Origin of the sequence: Acinetobacter kookii (genome assembly GCF_900096895.1) — a bacterium.
GTDB classification, from domain to species: Bacteria; Pseudomonadota; Gammaproteobacteria; order Pseudomonadales; family Moraxellaceae; genus Acinetobacter; species Acinetobacter kookii.
In genome coordinates, this window is record NZ_FMYO01000005.1 from 76,872 (window position 1) to 102,392 (window position 25,521).

The window sequence follows — 25,521 nt, forward strand, 5'->3', positions numbered from 1 at the left end:
TTTGCCGGGAAATTCCATACAGCACCATGACTCAACACTTTCCGACCTTGCCCGATCAAGTGCCTGCCCGTAGTGGTCACTTAAGCCGAAATATTTTCAAAAAATTATTTCTGGCTCAAGGCTGGAGTTTTGAAGGTGAATTTCCCAACCTGCCGAAAGCGGTCGCCATTATCTCTCCGCATACCTCGAATATTGATGCCTGGCATGGTTTTGCCGCACTGCTTGGGCTGGGCATCAAGATCACGGTTTTTGGCAAACACACCCTATTCAACACCCCGCTGAAACCCTTACTGGAATGGATTGGCGTGATTCCGGTCAATCGCAGTATCCAGCAAGGCACGACTCAGCAAATTATCGACTTCATCAATACGCAACAGCAGATCTGGGTCGGTATGGCACCGGAAGGAACGCGCAAACAGGCCGAATCGTTTAGAAGTGGTTTTTACCGCATTGCCGTGGGTGCCCATATCCCGATTGTGATGTTTTCACTGGATTATAAAAACAAGGCGATACACTGCCTGGGCGTGTTTCAGCCCACAGGAAATTATGAACAGGATGTAGAACAAATTCTGGATCACTATACCGGAAAATTTTCTCCCAAAAATCCGGGCTGGTTAGCCAAGCCTTTACAAAATCGTTTAAAAAACAACTAGCCAAACATAAAATTATTTGCTGTGATGTGTGCAACATTGTCTATTTGATGTTCAATTTCAACCATGAAACTTGCACACTATTCCTGTATTGGCTTACTTGGGCTGAGCCTGATTGGCTGTGATAAAACCACCAAAACACCACCACAAACCACAACCATCAAGGCCCGTGAACCTGTGGTTGCCATTGCGCTCGGGGGTGGCGGTGCCAAAGGATTTGCCCATATCGGGGTGCTGAAAGTTTTAGAATCGCATGGCATTAAACCTAAAATCGTGACCGGGACCAGTGCAGGCAGTTTTGTCGGCAGCATTTATGCCAGTGGTAAAACACCCTATCAACTACAGCAAATTGCACTGACGTTAAAAGAATCGGATATCCGTGATTTAACCTTCAACAGCCAAGGTGTGGTGCAGGGTCAAAAATTGCAGAATTACGTGAACAAGCACATTGCAAATAAACCGATTGAACAATTTCCGATTCGCTTTGCCGCTGTTGCAACCCGTCTGGACACCGGCACTAAAGCTGAATTTATTAAAGGCAATGCCGGTCAGGCCGTGCGTGCTTCCTGCAGTATTCCGAATGTGTTTGTTCCTGCCACCATTGGCGGGAAACAGTATGTTGATGGGGGGCTGGTCAGTCCGATTCCGGTGAAAACCGCAAAGGCCATGGGGGCCGATATTGTCATTGCCGTGGATATTTCGGCACGTCCGGCCGGCAATAAACCGATGAACATGTGGGGTCTGCTGGACCAGACCATTAATATTATGGGTCAGCAAAGTATTAATGAAGAACTGAATCAGGCCAGTGTGATCATTCAGCCTAAAGTGGGACATTTAGGCACGCTGGATTTAAAAGCCAGTCATGAATCCATTCTGGAAGGCGAAAAAGCGGCCCAGCTGAAAATTATCTCGATTGATAAGGCGATTAGCGATTTTAAAAAGTCACCCGCAGCGTTTAGACCTGCGCCAAAATCCAGAATTTAAAATTTATGCTTTTTTAATATTCAAAGACTTATTCATCTGCTAAATTGATATAGACAGTTAGTCGTCTATATCAATTTTTACAATACACGAGTAGATGTATGGAATTTGTTCTAGAACCTTGGCACTGGTTTGTATTGGGTATTTTACTCATGCTCTCCGAATTGGCCCTGCCCGCTTTTGCTGCCTTATGGTTTGGTATCGGTGCCATTATGGTCGGGGTTTTATACTGGATGTTTCCGATGATGGGTTTCACTACCCAGATTGTCACCTGGATTATCCTGTCTGTGCTATGCACCTTGTTGTGGTTCAAGTTTATCAAACCGCTTTCCATTGATAAAACCAAAGCCGGATTATCCCGTGAAGCCACGATCGGTCAGGTCGGCATGGTGATTCAAATCCATTTGCAACATGACCTGATTACGGTACGTTTTCCAATGCCTGTGTTGGGTTCAGATGAATGGAATTGCCGTACTTTAGCGCCGGTACACGTTGGAGACCGGGTTCGTGTGGTCGAAATTTCGGGTAATGATCTGGTGGTTAAACCCCATAATCCCAATAACGAAAATATATAAACTGAGGAAATAACATGTCTGGTGGAACAATTATTGTTTTGGCGCTGCTGGTTTTTGCCGGGGTGACCATTTTTAAAGGGGTGCGCATTGTCCCGCAGGGTTATAAGTGGATTGTGCAACGTCTGGGTAAATACCATACCACTCTGGCTCCCGGCCTGAGCTTTGTGATTCCCTATATTGATGAAGTGGCATATAAAGTGACCACCAAAGATATCGTGCTGGATATTCCTTCGCAGGAAGTGATTACCCGTGACAATGCGGTACTGCTGATGAATGCAGTGGCCTACATTAATATCACCACCCCGGAAAAAGCGGTTTACGGTATTGAAAACTATACCTGGGCCATTCAGAACCTGGTGCAAACCTCACTGCGTTCTATTGTCGGTGAAATGGATCTGGATGATGCGCTGTCTTCACGTGACCATATTAAAGCCAAACTGAAAGCCGCCATTTCCGATGATATTTCGGATTGGGGCATTACCCTGAAAACCGTGGAAATTCAGGATATTCAGCCATCATCGACCATGCAGGCGGCAATGGAAGCCCAAGCGGCTGCCGAGCGTCAGCGCCGTGCAACCGTGACCAAGGCAGATGGTGAAAAACAGGCGGCTATTTTAGAAGCCGATGGCCGCCTGGAAGCTTCACGCCGTGATGCAGAAGCGCAAGTTGTCCTGGCTGAAGCCTCACAAAAAGCCATTGAGATGGTGACTTCAGCGGTTGGCGATAAAGAAATTCCGGTCGCTTATTTGCTCGGTGAACAGTATGTCAAAGCCATGCAGGACATGTCGAAGTCCAATAATGCCAAAACTGTGGTGTTGCCTGCCGACATCCTGCATACCATCCGTGGAGTGATGGGACGCAATCAGTAACCTATTCTTTTGACTTGAAAAATAGACAGCAAAGGCTGTCTATTTTTATTTCCGCCACGAAAAAATCTGCAAATTTTTTTAATCTATGGTTAAATTTCGCGTTATTTTTTTTTGAAATTATTTGTGCTTGTTCTTTAAAAGCCTGTGTTTCGATCTACTGTCCACCGTGTAAATGGATACCGTATGAGCTCCCTGAATCCGACCTTAATCACCTTTCTTTTTTATATTGTCGCCATGGTCGCGATTGGCCTTCTGGCTTATCGCGCGACAGCCAATTTCTCTGATTACATTTTGGGAGGTCGTCGTTTAGGTAGTTTCGTGACGGCGCTCTCTGCCGGTGCTTCAGACATGAGTGGCTGGCTGCTGATGGGCCTTCCGGGCGCAATTTATCTTTCAGGTTTATCTGAAATGTGGATTGCCATTGGTCTGATTATTGGTGCATGGCTTAACTGGCTGCTGGTTGCCGGACGTTTACGTGTACACACCGAAGTACAGCACAATGCCCTGACCTTGCCGGACTATTTTTCCAACCGTTTTAACGACCAGAAGAAAATCCTGCGTGTGGCATCAGCTTTCATCATTTTGATTTTCTTTGCTATTTACTGTGCTTCAGGCATGGTGGCCGGTGCACGCCTGTTTGAAAACATGTTTGGCCTATCCTATAGCACGGCGCTTTGGATCAGTGCGATTGCCACCATCAGTTATGTTTTTATCGGTGGCTTCCTCGCGGTCAGCTGGACCGATACCATTCAGGCGACATTGATGATTTTTGCCTTGTTACTGACCCCTATTGTGACCATTTTGAGTTTCTCGGACCTGTCTCAAATGACCTTGGCACTTGAGGCAGCACGTCCACAAGCCATGAATGTCATGGGGGATTTGAGCTTTGTGGCGATTATGTCCCTGCTTGCCTGGGGCTTGGGTTATTTTGGTCAACCGCATATTCTGGTGCGTTTTATGGCTGCAGATTCGGTGAAATCCATTCCCAATGCACGCCGTATTGGTATGGCCTGGATGACTTTATGCCTGGGTGGTGCAGTGGCGGCAGGTTTCTTCGGGATTGCCTACTTCCAGCAGCATCCGGAACTTGCCGGTGCAGTAACGGCCAATCCTGAAACCGTATTTATGGAGCTGACTAAAATCCTGTTCAATCCTTGGGTAGCAGGCATTGTACTTGCAGCCATTTTGGCCGCAGTGATGAGTACCCTGAGCTGCCAGTTACTGGTCTGCTCAAGTACGCTAACCGAAGATTTTTACAAATCCTTCCTGCGTAAAAACGCATCGCAAACCGAACTGGTCTGGATTGGCCGTCTCATGGTGTTACTGATTGCCCTGCTTGCTATCTGGATGGCTGGAAACCCTGAATCCAAGGTGCTTGGTTTAGTCGCTTATGCCTGGGCGGGCTTTGGTGCGGCTTTTGGTCCACTGATTATTCTGTCCTTGTTCTGGCGTCGTATGACTTTAAATGGCGCACTTGCCGGTATGCTGGTCGGAGCAGTGGTGGTCATTCTGTGGAAAAACCTGTTGGGCGATACCGGTGTTTATGAAATTATTCCGGGCTTCATTGCTTCAATCATTGCCATTGTCGTGGTCAGCCTGCTGGGTAAAGCCCCTTCTGCTGAAGTGACCACCCGTTTCGATGAAGGTGACCGCCTGTATAAAGCATCTAAATAATTTTTACAGTCTAAGCGCGTAAAAAAAAGAGGACTTTAAGTCCTCTTTTTTTGATTCAATTTTGATGAATTTACATTATTTTTAACTTTTACGCGCCAATAAAAATTCTGAAATCTGGTTCAGTTCAGCTGCATCTTCAGCAAACATCTCCAAAGCATTAAAGGCTTGATCATGCAGCTCCTTGGCATAGGCCTGAGCTTTTTCCAGCCCCATGAGTGCAGGATAAGTCGATTTATCCACTTGCTCATCCTTGCCCGCAGTTTTCCCCAGTACTGCCGTATCGGAAATAATATCCAGAATGTCATCCTGCACCTGAAAGGCCAGTCCAATCGCTTGCGCATATTCACGCAGTTTAGGAATGGCAGGATCTGTACCTTCAAATACGGTCACGGCTGCTATCATCACTGCCGCGGAAATCAGGGCACCAGTTTTATTACGGTGAATATTTTCCAGAGCATCCTGATCCACACGCTTGCCTTCAGCCTGCAAATCCAGCACCTGACCACAGACCATTTTCGAGCTGGCAGTCGCCAGAATTTGCATCTGTTTTAAAACAATGGCCGGAGCAACTGCTGGGCCCTGGTCAAACAGACGGCTACCCAAGATTTCAAAGGCCATCGACTGCAAGATATCCCCTGCCAGTAATGCCGTATCTTCCCCAAAAGCGACATGACAGGTCGGTTGACCACGACGCAAGGAATCATTATCCATACAGGGTAAATCATCGTGGGCCAGTGAATAACAGTGAATCATTTCAATGGCGACTGCAGCACGGCGTACGGCAGCAAAATTTGCATTCGGTTTTAAAGCAGCGGTGGCATAACAAAGTGCAGGACGTACCCGTTTTCCGCCCAGCATGACCGCATGATACACAGCCCCTTTAAGCGGCTCCGGTATGGAAAATGCGTCTAATGCCGTTAATAAATCTTGTTGAATACGTTGCTGTGCTTGAGTTAATGCATTTGCTTGCACGTCAGTTAAAGATGACACATTCGCCTCGAATACTTTGCTTTGGGAATAGATCGGGAAAATTAAAAATGCTCCGATCTAATATACAACGCTCTTGTCACCTTCGACAGAGAACTTGTGATTCCTCATCTACATGAGAATTGAACCGTCATCATCGTTTAAGCTTGAACCAGGCTAACTTATTGATCAATGACAAGCAGCATGATACTGCTTTCTCGCAAGATTCTCTATCTTGTTTGCTATTTCAAGCTATCTTCCGGAATTCGAACCCAACCTTCCATCAGTACCCGTGCACTGCGGCTCATGACCGCTTTTTTGACTACCCATTGTCCATTTTCATGAACAGCTTGTGCACCGACTCTTAAAGTACCAGATGGATGCCCGAAGCGTACCGCTTCACGTACTCCGCCACCTGCTGCCAGATTGACCAGCGTTCCAGGAATCGCAGCAGCCGTACCGATCGCCACCGCAGCCGTGCCCATCATGGCATGATGCAGTTTGCCCATCGACAAGGCGCGAACCAGCAAATCGACATCAGTGGTTTGAATGTCTTTACCGCTTGAAGATGTGTAGGCTTTAGGTTTCGATACAAAGGCAATTTTCGGGGTATGTTGGCGCTTTTCCGCTTCGGAAATGTCCTGAATCAGTCCCATCTGTTTGGCGCCATAAGCGCGGATGGTTTCAAAACGTGCCAGAGCTTGGGCATCGCCATTAATGGCATCCTGTAATTCAGTGCCCTCATAGCCAATATCTTCAGCATTCAAGAAGATGGTCGGAATACCGGCATTAATAAAGGTCGCCTGGAAAGTTCCGATTTCCGGCACTTCCAGGGTATCCACGACATTCCCCGTCGGGAACATGGCTCCGCCCTCTTCACCATCATCAGCCGGGTCCAGAAATTCAATTGCAACTTCAGCTGCCGGGAAAGTCACCCCATCCAGTTCAAAATCACCGGTTTCCTGTACCTGTCCGTTGGTGATCGGCACATGGGCAATAATGGTTTTTTGAATATTGGCTTGCCAGATACGAACGGTACAAATGCCATTTTCAGGAATACGTTCTGCATTTACCAAGCCGTTGGAAATGGCAAATGAGCCGACTGCAGCCGTCAAGTTACCGCAGTTGCCGCTCCAGTCCACAAAAGGCTGATCAATCGAAACCTGTCCAAATAAATAATCGACATCATGATCTGGCTGGGTACTTTTAGCCAAAATCACGGTTTTACTGGTACTTGAAGTTGCTCCACCCATGCCATCAATCTGCTTGCCGTATGGATCAGGACTTCCAATTACTCGCAGCAATAACTGATCACGCACTTTTCCAGCCTGCTGTGCAGCTTGTGGCAAGTCATCCAGTTTAAAAAACACACCTTTACTGGTACCGCCACGCATATAGGTTGCTGGAATCTTGATTTGTGGAGCAAAACTCATTTCTCTTTTATCCTTTCATTTATCATTGTTGTACATCTTCAGCAAAATGCTAAAAAGTATCATAGCGATTTTTTGATGAAATAGATGCTTTCTTGACTTAAGTATAAAAAACGGATATCAAACTTTTTTTTATCATTAACATCATTTTATTTTATGTAATTAAAAATAAAATTAATTCCTTGATTCGAAATTAAAATATATAAAATATGTTTTTTGTGATTATTTTTTAACAACCTCCCTCCTGGCCCTGTACTAGGCTTATACATTTCAATCTATTACAATCTATTACAATCCTTTCCTTACACATTGTCGGGCTGAATACTTTGAACAACGAGTCTTCCAAACTTCAGCGTGGCTTAAAGAACCGTCATATCCAACTGATCGCCATGGGCGGTGCAATTGGGACAGGCTTATTCTTAGGTTCCGCACAGGTCATCCAATCTGCTGGCCCTTCCATTATTCTGGGTTATGCCATTGGTGGTTTAATCGCCTTTTTAATCATGCGCCAACTGGGTGAAATGATTGTACATGAGCCTGTAGCAGGATCATTTAGCCATTTTGCCTTTAAATATTGGGGCAAATTCCCGGGCTTCCTGGCGGGTTGGAATTACTGGATCTTATATATTCTAGTAGCCATGACAGAGCTGACTGCAGTCGCCAAATATATCAATTACTGGTGGCCGCATATTCCTGCATGGGCTTCGGTACTGTTCTTTTTCATTGTCATTACTCTGGTCAATCTCGGCAATGTGAAGTTTTATGGCGAATCCGAATTCTGGCTTTCCATTGTTAAAGTGACTGCCGTGATTTCCATGATTGTTTTCGGTTTGTATTTATTGCTGACCGCAGATGCAGGTTCGACCTCTTCATTTAGCAATCTCTGGGCACATGGCGGTTTCTTCCCGAATGGTTTTGAAGGCCTGTTCTATATGCTGGCTTTCCTCATGTTCGCCTTTGGCGGTATTGAACTGATTGGTATGGCGGCTGCGGAAGCCAAAGACCCGGAAAAAACCATTCCTAAAGCCATTAACCAGGTCGTTTTTCGTATCCTGATTTTCTATGTGGGTTCACTTACGATTCTTTTATCCTTAGTGCCTTGGAACCAGCTAGACCTCGGTGGTCTGGATAAAAGCCCATTTGTGATGATTTTCAGTCAACTCGGTATTGGCTGGGCAGCGCACTTACTGAACTTCATTATCTTGACTGCGGCACTGTCTGTTTATAACAGCGGTATGTATGCCAATAGCCGTATGCTGTATGGTCTGGCACAGCAAGGCAATGCACCAAGAGCGTTCCTGAAAGTGAATAAACAAGGTGTACCTATTCCTGCTGTTTTATTCTCGGCCCTGCTTATTTTCGGTTGTGTGCTTTTAAACTACTTTGTTCCAGAAGACGCTTTAGGTCACTTGATGTACGTGGTCGTGGGTGCATTGGTTCTTAACTGGGCCATGATCAGTCTGACGCATTTGAAATTCAAACAGGCTGTCAAAAACGCTGCGATTCAAACCAAGTTCCCGGCACTCTGGGCTCCTGTCAGCAATTATGTGGTACTGATCTTTATTGCAACAGTCCTTTATATTATGTGGACCCAAGGTTTTAAAGAATCTGTACTGATGATTCCAGTCTGGATTGTGCTGATGTTTGGCCTATTCAAAAGCCTAAATGCGAAGAAATCTTAAGCACAAAATTCATTTAACTCATTTTAAAAAGTTATTGTTTCGACAATAACTTTTTTTTTACCGGTATTTGCGCTAAATTAGCTGCGCATTGCGCCCTTAGCTTAACTGGATAGAGCAGTTGCCTCCTAAGCGACCGACGTGGGTTCGAGTCCCGCAGGGCGCACCATTTTATGGTTTATTTTGATCTACAACACTTCAAGATAATTTTAAAAATATATAAAATTCAGTGTTTTATTAAAAATTAAAATCTAAGTAAGTCTATAAAACTCTAACTTAATGCATATTTTTTTGCGGTAGATTTTACGGTAAGATGTATTACCGCAAAAAATCTTACCGTAAAAATGCCAAAAATCGTTATACCACTTACAGATACCAAAATTAAAACTATCAAAGCAGACTCTACGAAAGTACAAAAGCTTGCCGATGGCAATGGCTTATTTTTGATTATTTCAAAGACTGGTGATAAAAGCTGGAGATTTGATTATTCACGTCCCTATACCAAAAAGAGAAATTCTCTAAGCTTTGGTTCATACCCTACAGTCTCTTTAGCCGATGCAAGAACTAAACGTGAAGGAGCTCGCACTCTTCTCTCTCAAAATATCGACCCGCATGTTGAAAAGGTTAGAATTGAGAATGAGATATTAAATGCGAATAATAATAATTTTTATAATATTGCAAATGAATGGATAGAAAAACAAGACTTTGCCGAATCAACAATTAAAGGACAACAACGCTTATTAGAAGTAATTAATCAATATATTGGAAAAATTCCAGTACATGAAATTAAAGCCATGGATATACTAAAAGTTTGTCGAATTTATGAAAAAGAAGAAAAATTAGAAACAGCTAAAAAGGTCAAAGTGAAATGCGGTCAAATCCTTCGATATGCGGTTTCTATTGGGCTTTGTGAACGTGATGTTACTCAAGATTTAAAAGGAGCTATTTCGCCTCCCAAAGTAACACACATGGCAGCTTTGGTAGAGCCTAAAGATTTTGCCTTGCTCCTAAAAGACATTGATCATTATGAGGGTTCAGCAGTCACTCGATATGCCCTACGTATTGCGCCTTTAGTTTTTGTTCGCCCAGGCGAATTAAGACATGCAAAATGGCAAGATATCGACCTTACAAAGGGTTTGTGGAGTTACACTCCTCCGAAAACGAAATCAAAGACTGGAGTTCAGCATATTGTCCCTCTTTCAACTCAAGTTATTCACTTGCTTGCTGAACTTGCTCTCATAACAAAAGCTAAAAGTGAGTTTGTATTTCCAGCAACAACTTCTAACTTAAAGCCGATGTCAGAAAATACGATTAATCAAGCTTTACGTCGCTTAGGCTATACCAGTGAACAAGCATGCGGACATGGTTTCCGTGCTTCTGCACGTACAATATTAGAAGAGGTTTTAGAGTTTCCGATTGAACTGATTGAGCAACAACTTGCCCATCAAGTAAGAGATATGCATGGCCGAGCATATAACCGTACCAAGCATTTAGAAAAGAGAAAAGTGATGATGCAAAAATGGGCTGATTATTGTGAGCAAATTAAAAAGGATTTTTTATAATAAACATCCGGTGAACTACCTGGTTGATTTCAGGATTGCTTTCAGTTATGTAGCGAATTGACATTGTTGAAGTAGCTGAGGTTAAATTTAATTGTGAAGGTTCGATGGGGCTTTTTGAGCATTGGTGTACTATTTTTAAATCAATAAACAGGTGTCCAACTTTATTAAACCACTACATTCAAAATTTAATTCCTTAAAAACTAAGAAATTTTTTATTAAATCGGTTAAGTTCTTTATAAGAAAAATAAAATCCTGTAGGAAATCCTGAACGAAATAGAAGAGTAAAAGCTCCTTTTAAGCTAATTTTTTGAAATTCTTGCCCTACTTTAGTTTTACACAGAAAACCTCGTCGAGTTTGATACTCCGCATCTTTAGAAAAATAATTTGATACGATTTCCAGAAACTTATCTATCGAATTAGGCAAATTGTCTAAATTTTCATTGCCTATTCTATTAATAATATTTAAATAGACCAGTGTAGGGGTTAAGTTTGCAGGAATTCTATAAAGGTCTCGATGCAAATGTTCAAACGTCATAGGCATATTCCAACTTGCGATAAATATTTCTTTACCTTTCAATGGTTTTATATAAAATTCATAACATACTTTCTTATATTTATCATTTAAGTAAATCAAGCAAGAGAGATTGTTTTCAGTATGCTTAAGAAACATGACATACGTGTTATCTAAAAATGAATACCCAATTACAGAAAAGCCAATATTTATTAATTCTGCTTCCAACTTTTGGGATTCTTTATTTATTAAAAATGGAGTCTGATCTCTTCCAATAGACTTTAATGTTATCTTACTAGGATAATTTCCTTTATAAAATTTAAAAAGTAATATTAAGTTTAAACCAATAATACATATAGCAATAAAATTTAAAAAAAATCCAACCACAAAACCACCTTTATAATTAAATTTACCAACTTGGCATATTTATGAACATTTTTGATAAAACTTCTTTAAATAGCTCTTCAATACCTCTTATTCCACCAAGAATTTCATAGCTATTTCCTATTAAGTCCACCATATACATTTCTGCAAAGGATTTAAATTTATAAAAATTTACATCCTCAAAAAACCACGTTTCATACTCTCCGTCTTGTGTTTTTTCAAATGGAAGAGTAATGCGATTTAAACCTGCATATAAATTAATTATTTTTTTCTCAAAAACCTTATGTTCAGGTAATGTCCCTCTACTAAAATATCCAAGTTCTGAATTACAAAATTTACTACCAATAACATCCAATATATTACTATCCTCATTAACATATTTAAATAAATCAAAATAATTAAAGTATGAGTAATAATTTTTCTTTAATTCTTCAACCTTAATATTATCACTCTTATAACTTTCATTATTTATTTCTACAAGCTCCTTATAAGAAGAATATCCTTTTTTATCTTTAAACAAGAAATCTATATTATCAATATTATAAAATCCTCTATATGTTAAAAAATTATATTTTAAAAAGTCAGAAATTTCTAAACCTCCAGCCAATATAAAATCTTTATATGACTTTGATAATGAAATCTCTAACTTTTTTTCTAGCTTTTCAATTTCTTTAATCTTTTTATTTATATCCAAGTTCTGCAATATTTGTTGATATTTATTTAATAATAAATTATCAGTACGTCCCTCCTTGACTTCATATAGATCATATTTTTCTAAAAATACATTAAAAAAATCTTTCCATATTTCAGTGGTCCCTGAATAATTAGAATGAATATTACTTAATGGTGTATTTGGAAACTTCATTTTATTACTCTCCATCTGGATCAATGCCTTTCGACATCCCTACCTTACCTTTACGTGTCCAATAAAAACTTAATGGAACCATTGAATGAGCCAATACAATATAAGAATCTTGATTAGCAACTGTTTTATCTGCTTTTAACATACCACCTAATAATCGCCCACCACTTCGATTATCAGTAGGATCTATCAATCTTAACGAAACACTATTTGTTTTCCCGCCTTGATGACTTGATGCAAATGGATATTCATCACAATCCGCATCTTTACCATATGTCTTACGAGCTTGCGTATTACAGATAGAAGTCTTATTTAGCCAATCCCTGCGATTACCAGGCTTTATATAAGTTAATACGTTTGGTAACGGTATACCTGTACTTCCTCCCTCTGTAATTGCATCATGCACATGAGTTGTGAGTTCTCCGTGGTTCAAACCATAAATCAAGATAGGAAACTTAGGTTTACAGCTATCATTCGTTTCACAGTATTTTTTTGCTGCCACAACCAAGCCAATCACACTAACACTTGCTTGAGCCGTAGTTTGTCCTGCACTTAAAGTTGCTATTAATGGTCGAATCAGAGCCTGACCTGTCATACCAATACGAACACCAGTTGACATTGTCGATAATGTTGCCATGCCAGACATACCGGCACTCATTCCACCCAATCCAAAATACCCACTCGGATCGGTATACATCACTGGATTGGCATTGGCATATAGATACTTATGCAAGGTAATCGGGTTATTACTTTGTCCCATATAGCTATCCATCTGGGTAAAGCGCCCAATGTTCGGATTGTAGTATCTCGCTCTTAAATAATAGTTGCCTGTACTGTCTTTCTGTTCACCTGCATATTGGTATTTGTTGTTACTACCACCCTGATGTTCTGTGTTTGCACCAAAAGCATCATAGTTGTAAGTATCCGTCATCTGCCCATTTTCATTGGTGAGCGCTCTGGTACTACCCAGCGCATCATACAGATAATATTGGCTACCAATTATTCCCTGATGATAACTAATCAGGTCATCACCATAAGTATAAGTTGCAACGGGTTGCTGGTTTTGCAATTCCATCAACACAGACACATACGGCATGTTTTGATCATTAAGATAGTGAGTTTTGAGTCCATTGTCATCTTGGTCTGTACGTATACCATTAAGGTCATAGTTGTACTGGATTTGTTGCCCTGACTGTTGGATTTGAGTCAGCTCATTTTCTGCATTGTACTGGTAGGCCGTTGTTTGCCCCTGTTTGGTTTCACTCAACAAGTTGCCTTGTGGGTCATAGCTATATTCAGTAAAGTTACCTGTTTTATTTTCAATCGTTAGTCGATCATTGCTATCGTATTGATACGTGGTTTTAGTGCTGTTCACTGTTTGTTCGATACGATTACCCACAGCATCATATTGGTATTGACTACTTTGTGAGTTTTGTCCATTTTGGATGTTTTCTTCCAGTAGTCGCCCTGCCGCATCATAACTCCATGTGGTACTGCGTCCTGTATGTTCAATCATACTAAGACGTTGCCCTGCTGCATCCAGAATATAAGCATAGCTAACGATCACTTGTCCTGCTTTGGCATGGACAATCGCAGTCAGGCGGTTACGCTCATCATAGGCGTAACCTGTAACGATACCATTGGCTTTGACTTCGTTTAAACGATTACCCACGGCATTATAGTTGTAACTAGTTGTTCCTAAATGGTCAGTGCTACTAATCAAACGGTTCAATAAATCGTATTGATAAGTTGTGATCTTTTCATATTGTCCATTTTTGGCTTTAACCAGTAGCTTATTACCTGATAGATCGTAACTATAGCTTAGGGTTTCGCCTGTACTTCGGTTTTCCTGTAACAGGTTGCCGATCGCATCATACTGGTAAGTCGTTGTCGTCGTATCATCCGCTTTGCTTTGTTGGGTTTGGAGTAATTGCCCCTCTACATCATAAACATAGCTTTCGGTTTCGCCATCAGCAAAACTTTTTTGTTTGAGGCGTTGGTTGCTATCATAGCTGTAATGTGTAACCTGTCCATTAAAGTCGGTACTTTGACTCAGTAAACCATTGCTGTCATAGCTTTGACTACTACTTTGTCCAAGTGGCAATATGCGTTTAGTTTCTCGCCCTAAAGCATCGTATTGCCAACGGGTCACCCGTCCAAGTGCATCAGTCTGACTGAGCTTATGACCTGCATTATCATAACTATATCGGGTAGTTTGTCTCATTGGGTCAATCACCTGAATTAAACGCCCACCTAAATCATATTGGTACTGTGTTCTGCGATTGAGTTCATCAGTAACCGCTATTTTTTGTCCTAAGACGTTGTATTCAGTTTGAATGCTATTACCATTGGCATAAGTAGTTTTAATGCGCTGGTTTAAAGCATTGTATTCATGGTGAGTGATTTGCCCCAAAGCATCAGTTTCCTTGCTGACTCGCCCAAGTGCGTCATAGCTTAAAGTGTAGACATTACCCAAGCTATCTGTCGTTTTAACTTTACGATTTAAGGCATCGTATTCATAATGTGTACTTTGACCCAATGCATTGGTTTCACTAAGGATATTACCAACTGCATCATATTGAGTAGTTAGGACTGCGCCATTCGGTAAACGGGTTTTGGTTTTTCGTCCCCCTAGGTCATACTCATATTGTGTCACCCGTCCTAAACGGTCTGTTTCCTGTAAGACCTGCTCTTCAGCATCGTAAACTGTTTTACTACTTGTACCATCCGCATAAGTGGTCTGAATCAGCTTTTGATTGGCATCATATTGGTAAGTCATGGCTTGCCCAAAGCGATTGGTTTCGCTTAACATCTCATCTGCCGCACCATAGGTTTTTGTGCTGACACCACCATCCGCATCGATTTGCTTAACCAGTCTGCCTTTAGTGTCGTATTCAAAACGGGTTTGCAGTTGGCGCTCTATTCCCGAACCATCAGTATAGATTATGATTTCACTGAGTTTACGTTTGTTGGCATCATAAGTGTAACGGGTTTTCCTACCTGTTGGATCAGTGGTTTCTGTTAAGTTATCATCTGTATACACATAACTGGTGGTATGTCCCGCAACATCAGTTAGTCCTGTCAAACCACTACTGCCATAACTCATACTGGTGGTATGTCCTGCCGCATTCTTAAGTTCGGTCAGTTGTCCTGAACTGTCATAACTGTTATCGGTGACAATTCGTCCTGCATGGTCTGTCTCGGTGAGCAGCTTGCCATTGCTGTTATAGCTATAACTGGTCATTTGCCCTAAATGATTGGTCTCTGTAAGTTTATTGTGTTTGTCGTCATAGGTCCATGTGGTGATACGCCCTAAAGCATCAGTTTCACTCAACTGGTCATAACGATCATTAAAAGTACGTACTGTGATGTTACCTAAAGCATCAACTTCTTTAATGATATTGCCATAGTCATCGTAGGTATAAGTAGTCACCCGCCCTAAACGATCTTTGACTTGTTCCGTATTCTGCTCAAGCTGATGGATCAGTTCAACACGCTGTCCTTTTGCATCTAGCATGGCAATCAAGCGCCCATCGGCATCGTACTCATAGCCTGCAATTAAATTATCGTCTTTGTCAGTGATCTTGAGTAAACGATGTTGCCCATTATAGAAATAAAGGTTCTCTACGCCATTTGGTGCAATCGCTTTGACTAAGTCTCCTGCTGCATCGTATTCATATTTCCATGTACTATTATCTGGCAGTGCTGTGGTTATGATTTTTCCAGAACTATCTCGTACAAAGCGAATTGCAGTACCTGTACTGTGAAAAATACCATTGCGATTTATCGTCAGGGTATGTCCTGTTGGCTCAACGATTTTGGTAATACCCTGTGTTTTATTAAAGTAATAACTCACCTGATCTTGGGTAGTAATACTAAATTCACTTGGGATATACCATAGATAATCCACATTTCCATTGTCATCAATCTCTTGCACAGAGGATGATGACCAACGTCCGTTAATTACTGAAACTGTCGTTTCACCTGTGATATTAAAACGACTTTGAGTATCCCCTACCGCTTTAAAGGTCACTGGGAATGAATTGCCTTGAATGATCTCACCCGTATTACGGTCTCGTAGTCCTGATGTACAACCCAATTCGACTTGGAATGTTTCAACATCGCCATTAGGCAAGGTCACCGTTACGGTTGGTAATGGTCTACTATTGCGTTGGCGTAAACAAATTGTTCCCAGTTGTGTTCCAGAAGTTTGTAGCAATATAGTTTTCATATAGGTTTCCCAACCTGTATGAATCGGACGACTTTGGCGCATTTGCATTTGCTGGATGCCTAAGCTCCATGCATAACCAAAGTCACCCAGTCGATGTCCTAAACGGCTGTCATAACTACGTTGCAAACTAATATCCAAACCTGGCATTGGAATTACAGCATCTTCTAAAGTAAATGCCAGTTCACCCACTTTCATTTTGCCATCAACAATAATGTCACGAACCACTTCGGTGACATTACCCCCGATATCAACCACCCGGACAACAACACTGTATACTCCATTGATCAGTAAGGTTGGGTCAATCACAGCCAGTTCGCCATTGATATTACCCTGTCCCTCTTTTGTCCAAACGCTTCTGCCCTCACCCTCAACATCATATAAGCTGACTGTCCAGTAACTTGGGTTTTGGTCAGAGATTTGTCCCGTAATAGGAGTTGGTTGAGTAATACTGATGAGATTATCCAAACCATTCAATGTAACTTGTGGTGCTGTTGTATCAGAGGTATCAGTAACCCAAATATTAATGGTTTTGGTTTGGGTTTCAGTTCCATCTTTAGCAATAACGGTTACAGTATGCTGTCCCGTTTGAGAAAGGGTTAAGGTCGTTTGATAATTATTATCTAAAGCTATTTCCTCACCATCAACCAAGAGTTGAACAGTTGTATTGCTACTCGAACCACCGACTTGTGCTTTAATATTAAATGCTTCATTTAACTTGATTTGATCAGGCACAATGATTTCAACTGAAAGTGGTTGAGGAGGAGTTACCGTCAGTGTATAGCTTTGCGATACAATCCAGCGACCATCACTGACTTTCACTATAAGGTTATATTGTCCCTCGACTGCCTGTTCCCATGTCAATAATCCTGTTTCAGCATTGATCTTCATTCCCACAGGTGCATGGTCAAGGCTATAACTCAATTGATCCTGATTGGCATCATCCGCAATTAACTGGTACTTATATGACTTACCAGCAGTGGTGCTATAGCTTGGTTTTGAATTAATCACCGGTGCAACATTTCGTGATTGTACTGTTAATTTAATGGTTTGAGCAGTTGAACCATTTTCGGTATCTGTTGCAATGACTTGGAACTCAATATTCCCCTCTTGCCCCTCTTGCGGTGTCCAAGATAAAACGTTGCCATTGATACTCATACCTTGAGGAGCAGACGTTACAAAACGATAAGTGATTGGATCTTGGTCTGGATCTGTCGCCTGTAGGGTATATTGATATAATGTCCCCACTTCTGCCTGTACAGGTGGTACAGATTGCCATTCAGGCAAACGGTTTGGTGTATCGACTACCTGAATATGGACTCTTCCACTACTCACTAAAGTTCCATCACTCACTGTAAACTGGAACTCATCTGCTCCCACATAACCAATCGATGGGGTATAAACAAAGTTTGGAGCTGTTCCTGTGATCGTACCGTGGCTTGGTTGTGAACTTATTTGATAAGTTAATGCTTGACTATCAATATCCTCCGCAGTCAATACAATCGAACCTGTTTTATTTTTACGAACTTCAATATTTTGGTTGTTAGCTACAGGTGCATCATCTACTGGATGTACAATAATCGTTACTACCGCTTTATGTATGAATTTTCCATCGCTTACAAAATATTCGAAGCTATCCGTACCACTAAAATTAGCGTTAGGTGTATAAACATACTCTTGTGCTTGACCTGTCACAATGCCTGAAACAGGAGATTTAGTAATACTATAACTTAGTGTATCACCATCCACATCTGTCCCTAATAGTTTAATAGTAAGAGGTTGATCCTCATTTACAGATAGATTTAAAACCTGAGCGACTGGACTATCATTCACTGGAGCAACGTTAAAGGTAATGGTTACAACACTCGTTTCCTGTCCATCACTGACTGTATATTGAATAGAATCTGTTCCATAGAAATCTGAATTTGGTTTATATGTCCAACGTCTACCTGATCCTTGTAAGGTACCAGATGCTGGTTGTTGCATGATCTTAAATAAAAGTTGATCAGTACTCGTTTCCTTATCTGTTCCCAGTAAATCAAAACCTACACTTGTATCCTCATTTAAGCTATAGGTACTATCTTCTACCACTGGCGCATCATTTACAGGCGTTACACGGATAATGATTTTGCCTGTAACATATTGCCCTGTCGCAGGGTCATATGCTTTATAATAAATTGTTTCTGTACCATTAAAATCTAAAGCAGGTTTATAAATAAAATTCGGTGAACTCCCCTCAATACCACCAATCAATTTAGAAGTATAACTCTTCAAGAAATAACCTGTCATATCGCTATAATTATAAGGATTCGCACCTACTGGGAAATGCTGAATTTTGACAGAACCTGTATCAAACTGAATACGTGATACACTATTGCTATAATAGTTAGATGCCCAAACAGCACCATTCTTATCGATTGCCACACCTGTTGGGCCCGAACCAACAACATAATTCGCAATAAATTTAAGCTCAAAACTGCCATCTGCCTTGATTTGTTTTTTATAGTGCCCAACAACATTTGAACCTAGACAACCCGCAATATAAATATCACCACTGGTATTTAAAACCATACCCTGTGCATAGCATGAACCAGATCGATTTTGCTGATAAAAAATCTTGGTATGAGATGGATTTTTAGGGTCATACGCCACAATTGCAGGTGAGCTATAAGAGTTTGCCCAAACAATACCCTCTTTATCTAATGCAATCCCATAAAGATCTTGGTTTAAATCAACTAGCTCAGATTGTTCCAAAGCAGCATCCACACGAATAATCACACCACGACCTGAATAACGTGAAATCGCCCAAGTACGTCCATACTGATCAACAAAACCACCATAAAAAGAACCAGTCGTATTTAACCCTTTGATGACTTCGCCTGTTTGACCATTGATCTTAAATACAGAACGGACATTTGTGCCACCCACGATAACATTATTATCTTTGTCAACTGCAACCATTCGGATATCTGTTGGTGTCGCAATATTTTGTTTTTGAACTTGTACATGCAATAAAATACATTCATCTAAAGCATTGGTTACGCCTTGGTTATCACCAAAATAACCGCCCCATCCCTTAATATCCCCAGGTCCAGTAGATGTATCAATTACCCCATTCTTATTACGATCAATACATTGCTCCTTTTCCTTTAAGCCAATTTTAGTAATGGTATTATTTGCACGATTGCCCACCCAAGCATTACCATCTAAATCAACTGCAATACGAGATGGATTTCCAGCAGTAGTAGGACCAGTACGGTAACGTGCGACCTCTACACCACTGTCTACATTAATTTTTGATATTGTTCCCTCACCTGAATTAGAAATCCAAACAAAATCATCAACTTGATTACGTGGATCGTCAAACTCATATCTTACAGGTTCTCCATCAACATCAAACTCAGACAATGGAAGTTTAACTTCTTCATCCTCATTAGTAGTCAATTCAATATCTGGTGCAACAGGTAAATCATTGACTGGTAATACATTAATTTTGACCACCGCAGTACTACTAAGCTGCCCATCATTTACCGTGTATATAAATTCATCTTTACCAAAATAGTTTGGGTGTGGGATATATTGAAGATCTTGCCCAAAACCAATCAAGATACCGTGTTGAGGTCTGTTTGTTATTGTATAAACCAAAACATCATTGTCTGGATCATTGCCTTTAAGTCGAATATCAATTGGGGTATCTTCTGATGTCTCAGCATCAAGTGCCTGTGCCATTGGTGCATCATTCACAGGCACCACAGTGATCTGAATCAAACCACTATCTGATAATTCACCATCAGAAACTGAAAATCTAAAACTATCTTCACCAAAATAATCTGGATTAGGAATATATTGATATTGACTATTGACTTGCACTACCTTTCCATGTGAAGGCTGACTTTCTATAGCATAATTTAAATTAAGACTATCAATATCTGTTCCCGTTAAAACTAAATTGAGCGGATGATCTTCCTCAATTATTAATTTTTGATTTTGAGCAATAGGTGCATCATTCACTGGTTTTACTGTAATTATTACTTTTGCTATCGTACTTTCAGAACCATCATTTACCGTATAAAGAAACTCATCTTGGCCTACAAAATTTGGGTCTGGAATATAGATTAAGTTTTGATCACTTCCTTCTAATTTTCCATGTTTTGGTGGTGTACTCACTGTATAGGACAATGGATTATTTTCTACATCGCTCCCTTTAAGTTGAACCGATACAGCCTGATCTTCATTGGTCACAACATCAATATCTGTTGCATCTGGTGGGGTATTAAAACAGTGTTTAAAGCCTTTAAAAACTACTTTAATCCAAGGTATTTTTTTATTGTTCTGATAAGTAAATCCAACATCTATAATATCAATAATGGCATAACCACCAATTTGATAAACTAATCGGTCTTCACAAGATCCTAAACCAATTTTGCAGGTTGCATCTTTCATCCAGCCTACAATTTTATCCCACCCCCAAGTCTGTTGTTCTTGTAAAGTAGATTGAGCTTTCCATAATGGAACCAAAATTTCTTTTTTATGATGAAAAAGTTTAAATTTTAGAGCAACGTCAATATTTTCAACGTCGCTTAGTGAAGCTGAATACATCCAGTCATTTACATTTGGTATTTTATCTTTTTGGTCAAATGGATTGTGGTAGCTTTGAGATGGATTATTTTGTGCTAATTCACTTAATACAGGTAACAGTCCTTTTTCACCCTGCCAATTGATCCATGAAAAACCAGTCTGATTAATACTCGGAACATGCTGAGTTAAGGTAAAAACCTGATTTATAGATGTATCATTAAATTGATCAATCGGAAGCGCAATCGATTTAAATACACATTCTTTTTTATGTTGATTTACTTGACATGAATGAGGATTATTATGGTGGTCATGTTTGGGTAACAAATATAAGCTGGCATTTGCAAGTGATTGCAGCATTAGCCCCATAAAAAATAAAAAAAAGGCAGCACTAAACTGCAATACCTTATTAGATTGCATCCCAACCCCCTAAAACACCCAATATTAATTAAAACTTAAAAATAATTGTTAAATTAAGTTTAATCGATTGATTATAAAATTTATTTATATATTTAATTATTAATTATCTCATTAATAGAGTCAATGACGCACTAAATTAATTTAATCAATTTCATAGCCCCACTAGGTAAGAAAATAAGTTTTTTATCTGTAATTAAATCTACTATAAGATCAGCCACAATCGGTGTTGTAGCGGATCATCTTGATTTTTTTGTTCATCAAACTAGAGCCTGTTGAGAATTAGCCAAATAAAGATGCAAAGCTTATAGTTGCATAAATGGATAGATACATACTTACAAATACCCAATGGGAAAAATGCACCCCGTTGCCTAGGGAAAAGTCACATAAGGGCAATAAATAGCAACCACGTATAAAAAAAGGGAGCCAAAGCTCCCACCTTTTATCGACTCGCTAACTTAGATTCAATCCACTGACTGATTTCCCAAGCTGACCACCCAACACGACCAACTGTTAAATTTATTTGTTTGGGAAATGTCGGATCGTATTGTTTATGCTTTTCATTCGCAATGTTATAAATCGTTGCACGACTTAACCCTGTAATTCGCATGATCTCTTTCAAGTTAATAATTTGATTCATTTGAAAAGTCTGACCTGTGAACGCATTCATGATTTTTACTCCTGATCATTGATGCGAGCGGTAATTCGCTCAAATAATAGGTCAGTCCAATAAAATTTTACTGAGTCCAATCTCGTCCACTCCCATCTAATTAACAGCTCGTACATGCTGCTGTAAGTCTTTCTGAATATCCTGTACAAAGTCTTCCTTTTGATGGAATTTAGGCTTAGCTTTGGTTTTCAAATCAGGCTGTGAATGTTCAACATCAGGAATTTCTTTCACATAAAACTCCTCCACTAAGTCCACCCCCTCCTCGCTATTCACCTCAAACCGGGCATTACCATAACCCTGCCGTGCTATTTGATCTAAAGCAGATTGGTTAAAGCCACCCTGCCTACTTTGTTGGTCAATTTCCTTGGCTATTTGAATTCCATCATGCAAACTGGTCCCCTCTCTGAGTGTTAAATCCACGTAATACACAGGTGTACGATAGCTTTGTGTCGTGGACTTACCCCTCAAGGTCAGTTGCAGTGGTAAACATGAAAGTAAACCATTGGATGCCGCATGGTAATAACTTAGTCGCGCCGCCAAAGTCCGAATACTGTTAAACCCCGTGGTTCTAAAGATAAAGGAGCCAAGTTCATCCGACTCATCTAAATTCACATGCAAACGTCCGTAAGGTTTACAGTTACCTCCCTGTGCCATTGGACATAAATCAGGTGATGGACATGGATGTTGCTCAACCCCTTGATTGGTTAAACGTTGGCAGGTTTCTCCATTACCCACACACATTGGTCGTCCGGTCTGTCGTTCAAACAAAGTGTATTCCGCACGTAGGTTTAAGTCAGGATCATTGAAAATCATTCGAACTGGAATGGTTCTAAGTTTTTGATTTGGTGCCTGCGCCCGAAGTTGTTCATCTAATGGATGTTTCACCCATCCTTCTTTGCTTTGAATCTGGGAAGTAATGGTGAACTGGTCATCCTTTTCAGGTAGGCGTTTGCCATTCTTTTCGACAATCTTGCCAATACTGATCCGCCCTAAAATAGGTGGTGTGATTGCTAAACCTTTAATCATGGTCATTTCCTCATTGATTGTGTAAATTGAATAGATATAAAAAAAGCCCATGCTGTTGGCATGGGCTTAGTGGTAGTAAAGGCTGGTAAATCGCGTTTTATTCATCCGGCATGGGGATAAATCTGAAAGCGTCGTGTCCCCTGTTTACTTTGCGGGTAGTGGATTAAGAATTCAGGATGTTGTTTCAGCAAAGCTTTACTGTCCAAGCTGATCGAGTCTTTAGACTTTTTCCAGGTGACTGAACCTGCTTTAAAAAGGGCTCGTTCCGCCTCCTGCATCTTGGCCTGTAACTGGTGCTTCAGCAGATCAAATTGTTCCTGATGCTTCTCAATCTGGTTGCGTGCTTGGATCAGCTGTTCGAACTGCTGGTTGGCCTGCTCATCCCCAGATAAATCCGCAGTGCTCAGCGGCACATGTTTGGGATACAGCTGCTGTAATGCCTTGGCTGCCGATTCACTGGCATCCGCATCAGGTGGTGTACCCTTTTCCACACACTCCCAGAAGTAACGTTCGGCATTGATGATATGCTGAATGACCGATTCACTACGGGTTACTTTAAAGATACGGGTTTCATGTCCACAAATCAGTACGCAGATATGTGCGGCCTGTTTGCCTGTTACAGCCAGTTGATGCTGTACCTGACACAGTACATATAACGGCACACCATCACGCCACAGCCTTGCCCCATATTCCCCGGCAGTTTTACACTCCAGAATTTGTACTTCTGCACTCCCCACTACTGAGTAATCCAAGTTGGCTAACATAAAATGTTTGTCTGGATCAGGGTGTTGTAGCACTGCATTGACACGACGGACTTTGCTATTGGTATGCATGCTGTAGTATTCAGCCACTAAAGGTTCAAGCTGTTTACCCCAATATAAAGGCGCATGACCTTCACTTTCATCTTCAATGGATTGTTTAATCCGTCCCGTCTTGATCATCCACAGTTCAAGCATCGACATATAGGGATTCAGGCCACACGCTGCGGCACAGTCACTACTACCAATACCCTGTCTGCGTACTTCCAGCCATTCTGCCTGGCTGAGCTTTCGGGTATCAACAAAACGTTTGGCGGTAAACAGCTTCGGTATACGGGTGTGCTGCGTTTTGGTTTGAGAAACGGATATTGCTGAGTTCATGTTTATTTTCCTATTCTGTTAAATTTCGGGCATAAAAAAGCCACATCAGAAAATGTGGCTATGTGTGATGTGTTGGTTGATGGATTTAGCTTAGGCAATCAACCTTAGAGCCTGTTCTAGTCCACGCTGCTTTAAGCCGGCACCTGCACCGAACCACGCTGAATCCAGCCGATGATCCTGACTCATGGCACGACGCTCGTGATCTGCAAATTCGGTAATGCTGCACAACAAGCCATAGGCGGTGTCTTTGGCCGAACTGAGTTCTGCCCCACGGCCATGCCCGTTAAACATGGTCATGACTTTGGACATAGCACGTCCATTGGGTTCAGTCTTATTCTCTGTCTTTGCAGACGGGTTACTTTGTGCCTGTGTCGCCACATTACGATAGAACTGAATAATGCTGTCATCCTGTTCTGCAATACTCAGACTGGTATTGTTAAACACGGCATCGAAATAGGCGGCGGCTTCCTGCTGGGTCACTTTGCGCTGCGTCAGCTGTTTCATTTCATACATGTGCTCATCCCACGCACGGACGGAAATGCCCAGCTGCTGCTTAACCTTGTCCGCATCAAAGCGGGTACTGTGTGGGACTTTGACCACACCAGCATTGCTGTTCTGCCCTTTTAGCGCAATTGCCAAGGTGTTGTTACAAACGACTCGGATGGAAGTGAATTGCGCCGTGGTCGCCAAGGTGCCATCACAAGCGGTTGCCAATAGAATGTAGCCATTGCTGACATCTTTGCCTTTTAAGGCAGAGGTCTGTCCTGTTCGTGCCAATGCCCAGAATTTTTTCCCGCCTTTCAGTACGCCTGCGGTTTCCAGTTCAAAACCGGATTGTTCAGTTAAGTCACGGTAGAATTCTAAAATCTGTTTCGGCTGGACTTCCTGATAGCGTTGACTGACCACAGATAAAGGTGCATGCGTATCGGAACGGTACAGCACTCGCTGATCTTCATACGGCATGATGATGCTTTGCCCGCGTTCATTCTGCGCCATGTAACTGACATTGGAGGATTCAATCCGCCAGTCCATTCCCGCCTGCTGCGCCCAGACTTCAATCGGTTGGTTTTGCGTGAGCTGATTACCAAGACCATGCCAAGGTGTTTCGCCTACATACGCCATTTGTTCAAGTTGATGTGCCATGTGATGGTTTCCTTATAAACAAAAAAGGCTGCCAGACTCCATTCCCTAATCGGAATGAAATCCAGCAGCCTTAAGTAAGATTGTCTTGTTTGAGAATTTGACGATTAAATCCTGCGTGTGACTGGATTCAATCGTGACCTTCTGTGTATTGATTCATCTTAATGTTATATAAGTGAAATT

General features: G+C 41.2%; 16 protein-coding genes and 1 tRNA gene. 8 read left to right on the forward strand and 9 right to left on the reverse strand.

Features of this window, described 5'->3' with window-relative positions; translation table 11 throughout:
• Positions 1 to 26 precede the first annotated feature (26 nt).
• The 5 genes from BLP85_RS09025 to putP all read left to right on the forward strand — a co-directional run bounded on the left by BLP85_RS09025 (position 27) and on the right by putP (position 4,749).
• Entirely contained in the window at positions 27 to 653 is a 627-nt protein-coding gene (locus tag BLP85_RS09025) for a 1-acyl-sn-glycerol-3-phosphate acyltransferase (RefSeq protein WP_092819775.1), read from the forward strand.
• A 63-nt stretch (positions 654 to 716) separates the two neighbouring features.
• Complete coding sequence (locus tag BLP85_RS09030) at positions 717 to 1,634, forward strand: patatin-like phospholipase family protein (RefSeq protein ID WP_092819776.1); 918 nt, start codon at positions 717 to 719, stop codon at positions 1,632 to 1,634.
• 98 nt (positions 1,635 to 1,732) lie between these two features.
• Positions 1,733 to 2,206, forward strand: a complete 474-nt coding sequence (locus tag BLP85_RS09035; protein WP_092819777.1) for an NfeD family protein — start codon at positions 1,733 to 1,735, stop codon at positions 2,204 to 2,206.
• A gap of 14 nt (positions 2,207 to 2,220) precedes the next feature.
• Positions 2,221 to 3,075, forward strand: a complete 855-nt coding sequence (locus tag BLP85_RS09040; RefSeq protein WP_092819778.1) for an SPFH domain-containing protein — start codon at positions 2,221 to 2,223, stop codon at positions 3,073 to 3,075.
• Positions 3,076 to 3,258: 183 nt separating this feature from the next.
• Entirely contained in the window at positions 3,259 to 4,749 is a 1,491-nt protein-coding gene (gene putP / locus BLP85_RS09045) for a sodium/proline symporter PutP (protein WP_092819779.1), read from the forward strand.
• Positions 4,750 to 4,830: 81 nt separating this feature from the next.
• Here putP and BLP85_RS09050 read toward each other — a convergent pair whose 3' ends face one another.
• Together BLP85_RS09050 and prpF are read right to left on the reverse strand one after the other, a co-directional pair.
• Positions 4,831 to 5,739, reverse strand: a complete 909-nt coding sequence (locus tag BLP85_RS09050) for a polyprenyl synthetase family protein (protein WP_092819780.1) — start codon at positions 5,737 to 5,739, stop codon at positions 4,831 to 4,833.
• A gap of 218 nt (positions 5,740 to 5,957) precedes the next feature.
• A complete protein-coding gene (gene prpF, locus BLP85_RS09055; RefSeq protein WP_092819781.1) occupies positions 5,958 to 7,148 on the reverse strand; it encodes a 2-methylaconitate cis-trans isomerase PrpF in 1,191 nt (396 codons plus the stop codon).
• A 323-nt stretch (positions 7,149 to 7,471) separates the two neighbouring features.
• Here prpF and BLP85_RS09060 point away from each other — a divergent pair, with 323 nt between their 5' ends.
• From BLP85_RS09060 to BLP85_RS09070, 3 genes are all read left to right on the forward strand, one after another.
• The gene (locus tag BLP85_RS09060; RefSeq protein WP_092819782.1) at positions 7,472 to 8,827 is read left to right on the forward strand and encodes an amino acid permease; all 1,356 of its coding nucleotides are present in this window, start codon (positions 7,472 to 7,474) and stop codon (positions 8,825 to 8,827) included.
• Between the two features lie 90 nt (positions 8,828 to 8,917).
• Positions 8,918 to 8,993, forward strand: a tRNA-Arg gene (locus BLP85_RS09065).
• A gap of 175 nt (positions 8,994 to 9,168) precedes the next feature.
• Positions 9,169 to 10,386, forward strand: a complete 1,218-nt coding sequence (locus BLP85_RS09070; protein ID WP_092819783.1) for a tyrosine-type recombinase/integrase — start codon at positions 9,169 to 9,171, stop codon at positions 10,384 to 10,386.
• 193 nt (positions 10,387 to 10,579) lie between these two features.
• Here the strand turns inward: BLP85_RS09070 and BLP85_RS09075 are convergent, their stop codons facing one another.
• The 7 genes from BLP85_RS09075 to BLP85_RS09105 all read right to left on the reverse strand — a co-directional run bounded on the left by BLP85_RS09075 (position 10,580) and on the right by BLP85_RS09105 (position 25,341).
• Entirely contained in the window at positions 10,580 to 11,284 is a 705-nt protein-coding gene (locus BLP85_RS09075; protein WP_092819784.1) for a hypothetical protein, read from the reverse strand.
• Positions 11,285 to 11,306: 22 nt separating this feature from the next.
• On the reverse strand, positions 11,307 to 12,146 hold the full coding sequence (locus tag BLP85_RS09080) for a hypothetical protein (protein ID WP_143002185.1): 840 nt from the start codon (positions 12,144 to 12,146) through the stop codon (positions 11,307 to 11,309).
• 4 nt (positions 12,147 to 12,150) lie between these two features.
• A complete protein-coding gene (locus BLP85_RS09085) occupies positions 12,151 to 21,366 on the reverse strand; it encodes a tandem-95 repeat protein (protein WP_092819786.1) in 9,216 nt (3,071 codons plus the stop codon).
• A gap of 439 nt (positions 21,367 to 21,805) precedes the next feature.
• Entirely contained in the window at positions 21,806 to 22,033 is a 228-nt protein-coding gene (locus tag BLP85_RS09090) for a helix-turn-helix transcriptional regulator (RefSeq protein WP_092819787.1), read from the reverse strand.
• A gap of 96 nt (positions 22,034 to 22,129) precedes the next feature.
• On the reverse strand, positions 22,130 to 23,059 hold the full coding sequence (locus tag BLP85_RS09095) for a recombination directionality factor (RefSeq protein WP_092819788.1): 930 nt from the start codon (positions 23,057 to 23,059) through the stop codon (positions 22,130 to 22,132).
• 101 nt (positions 23,060 to 23,160) lie between these two features.
• Positions 23,161 to 24,198: a YqaJ viral recombinase family nuclease gene (locus BLP85_RS09100; protein ID WP_092819789.1), complete on the reverse strand. Its 1,038-nt coding sequence runs from the start codon at positions 24,196 to 24,198 to the stop codon at positions 23,161 to 23,163.
• Positions 24,199 to 24,288: 90 nt separating this feature from the next.
• The gene (locus BLP85_RS09105) at positions 24,289 to 25,341 is read right to left on the reverse strand and encodes a DUF932 domain-containing protein (protein ID WP_092819790.1); all 1,053 of its coding nucleotides are present in this window, start codon (positions 25,339 to 25,341) and stop codon (positions 24,289 to 24,291) included.
• Positions 25,342 to 25,521 lie beyond the last annotated feature (180 nt).

Coding starts and splice junctions, on each gene's coding strand:
- BLP85_RS09025 (WP_092819775.1), top strand. CDS start 27: ATGACTCAACACTTTCCGACCTTGCCCGATCAAGTGCCTGCCCGTAGT.
- BLP85_RS09030 (WP_092819776.1), top strand. CDS start 717: ATGAAACTTGCACACTATTCCTGTATTGGCTTACTTGGGCTGAGCCTG.
- BLP85_RS09035 (WP_092819777.1), top strand. CDS start 1,733: ATGGAATTTGTTCTAGAACCTTGGCACTGGTTTGTATTGGGTATTTTA.
- BLP85_RS09040 (WP_092819778.1), top strand. CDS start 2,221: ATGTCTGGTGGAACAATTATTGTTTTGGCGCTGCTGGTTTTTGCCGGG.
- putP (WP_092819779.1), top strand. CDS start 3,259: ATGAGCTCCCTGAATCCGACCTTAATCACCTTTCTTTTTTATATTGTC.
- prpF (WP_092819781.1), bottom strand. CDS start 7,148: ATGAGTTTTGCTCCACAAATCAAGATTCCAGCAACCTATATGCGTGGC.
- BLP85_RS09070 (WP_092819783.1), top strand. CDS start 9,169: ATGCCAAAAATCGTTATACCACTTACAGATACCAAAATTAAAACTATC.
- BLP85_RS09080 (WP_143002185.1), bottom strand. CDS start 12,146: ATGAAGTTTCCAAATACACCATTAAGTAATATTCATTCTAATTATTCA.
- BLP85_RS09085 (WP_092819786.1), bottom strand. CDS start 21,366: ATGCAATCTAATAAGGTATTGCAGTTTAGTGCTGCCTTTTTTTTATTT.
- BLP85_RS09090 (WP_092819787.1), bottom strand. CDS start 22,033: ATGAATGCGTTCACAGGTCAGACTTTTCAAATGAATCAAATTATTAAC.
- BLP85_RS09095 (WP_092819788.1), bottom strand. CDS start 23,059: ATGATTAAAGGTTTAGCAATCACACCACCTATTTTAGGGCGGATCAGT.
- BLP85_RS09100 (WP_092819789.1), bottom strand. CDS start 24,198: ATGAACTCAGCAATATCCGTTTCTCAAACCAAAACGCAGCACACCCGT.
- BLP85_RS09105 (WP_092819790.1), bottom strand. CDS start 25,341: ATGGCACATCAACTTGAACAAATGGCGTATGTAGGCGAAACACCTTGG.